This is a genomic window from Vibrio fujianensis (assembly GCF_002749895.1).
Lineage (GTDB): Bacteria > Pseudomonadota > Gammaproteobacteria > Enterobacterales > Vibrionaceae > Vibrio > Vibrio fujianensis.
Genome location: NZ_NBUS01000005.1, coordinates 1 through 1,644, shown reverse-complemented (window position 1 = coordinate 1,644; position 1,644 = coordinate 1). Strand labels below are relative to the sequence as shown.

Annotated in this window: 3 protein-coding genes; 1 reads left to right on the top strand and 2 read right to left on the bottom strand. The window is 37.4% G+C overall.

What is annotated here, in order from left to right; genetic code table 11:
- Window positions 1-652: 652 nt before the first annotated feature.
- Window positions 653-844, bottom strand: a complete 192-nt coding sequence (locus B7C60_RS00050) for a hypothetical protein (protein ID WP_099609931.1) — start codon at window positions 842-844, stop codon at window positions 653-655.
- Between the two features lie 76 nt (window positions 845-920).
- On the opposite strand from B7C60_RS00050, the gene B7C60_RS00045 reads away from it, so the two are divergent.
- Window positions 921-1,187 (top strand): hypothetical protein, encoded by a 267-nt coding sequence (locus B7C60_RS00045; protein WP_099609930.1) that lies wholly within the window; start codon window positions 921-923, stop codon window positions 1,185-1,187.
- Here B7C60_RS00045 and B7C60_RS00040 read toward each other — a convergent pair.
- Window positions 1,171-1,350: a hypothetical protein gene (locus B7C60_RS00040; RefSeq protein WP_099609929.1), complete on the bottom strand. Its 180-nt coding sequence runs from the start codon at window positions 1,348-1,350 to the stop codon at window positions 1,171-1,173. The two genes, B7C60_RS00045 and B7C60_RS00040, sit on opposite strands and share 17 nt — an antisense overlap.
- Window positions 1,351-1,644 lie beyond the last annotated feature (294 nt).

The window sequence follows — 1,644 nt, the reverse complement described above, 5'->3', positions numbered from 1 at the left end:
CAAAGCATTCAAGAGGGACAGTCAACGCTTGGCAGTTTTGGTTTGGTTGGCATTTGAGGTTACGGCTGGCTAGTTTGAGTTCAGTGGTTTGCGTTGTCTGCCCCTTAATGCGGCGTTAACCCTCACACAATCCTCCACATAAACACAAATGTATCTATGTCACATCAAGGATGTGGGAGGGTTGTTACTTTGTTCCAAATAATCGCAGATAAGCTCTTGATTGTTTATGAACTTATCGGCATAATCTCGACGTGGCTTAGTTCTGGTAGTTACAAGTAATCTATTGATAGTGACAGAGATCAGATTCTTTATTATGAATTAAAGAATCTTCCTAACACTTCGCAAAAACATATTACTTACAACAACCAACTAAGGAGGTCTTATGGATCTACAGAAAAACCCGTACCACAACCCAATGTTTACCGATGGAGATCTTTTGCTCAGAGCAGAATATCTTCTGCGAAAATGCGAGTCACTATTAGCGGAGATAGTATGTTTTGGGGAAGAGAACACACCTGAAAATGGAGTGTACCTTTTGAATACGTACTATAAGTTGAAACTTGAAATTTCCATGGTATTGGAAGCGTTAGAGGAAAACTGTTATGACACTTCGAGGTTCAAAGTCGATTAACGCCCAATAACCTCCACCTAATCAGTGGAGGTTATTTTTAACCAGTTTCCACTCGCCAGTACATTTATCTTGAAAAATCAAACCTTTTTCTTCTAACCTTTTAGCGAAAGATAGCAGCTTAGGTTCAAGCTTATCTAGTCGGACTAGTGCGTCTTTAAGTTTATAAACAAGCTCTTGCTTATGCTCTTCATAACCTTGTAAATGTCGTTTCATATGATACACCTCTCGTAATGTTTATAGGTTATTGTGTTATGGTTGTAAAATCAACCAACAAAAGGAAATTGAAATCATGAAAGAGAAAGAAGAACCAACATTACACTATTTATTCAACATCGAAACTGGTCGTCACTTTGAAGGTTTCGACAGAGATACACCGATACACTCTCCATACCCACCTAAAACTGGTGAATATCTTAACCAATCTGGGTGTTATTTTGAGGTTGTAGGTATCCTTCAACATTTTGATGCAAACTATGTAGATGTGTACGCAAAAGCTCTTGGTGATAGCCGTGAGTTTCTTCTTTATCTACAAGATAAGATTAATAATGCCAAGTAGGGCTTTTAATCGCGTGGCGATGTAAATTACTTTGAATCTTTTTATCTAAGGTAATTTTATACTCTAAGATTTTAGGTAATAGTTCGTTCAAAACATCTTGCTGTTCTTGTGAATTTTTACCTAATAGTTCGTTGAAATCGCAAACAAGGTATTTCAATTCCATAATATATTCTCCTTATGAGATTTAATTTAATTTGTTACCGTGAGGTAACGGCTATTGTTTTGTGTAGCTATACAACACCCAGCTACACTAGGGCTTATTTCGTGTACTTTCGTACACAGGGTTAACAAAGCATTTAAGAAGGATTCACAACGCTTGGCATACCAAGCAAGAATGTTACGGTTCACAGCTTCGCGTTGTTCACCTCTTAATGCAGCGTTATGTGCCCTTGAAGTTCAAACTACATCGATATGCGTAATATAGAAAGTAGATATCTTTTAATTTTTAGGCTGGCGT

Excerpts from the sequence above, each read along its gene's own strand:
- B7C60_RS00040 (WP_099609929.1), bottom strand. The coding sequence starts at position 1,350 with ATGGAATTGAAATACCTTGTTTGCGATTTCAACGAACTATTAGGTAAA.
- B7C60_RS00050 (WP_099609931.1), bottom strand. The coding sequence starts at position 844 with ATGAAACGACATTTACAAGGTTATGAAGAGCATAAGCAAGAGCTTGTT.
- B7C60_RS00045 (WP_099609930.1), top strand. The coding sequence starts at position 921 with ATGAAAGAGAAAGAAGAACCAACATTACACTATTTATTCAACATCGAA.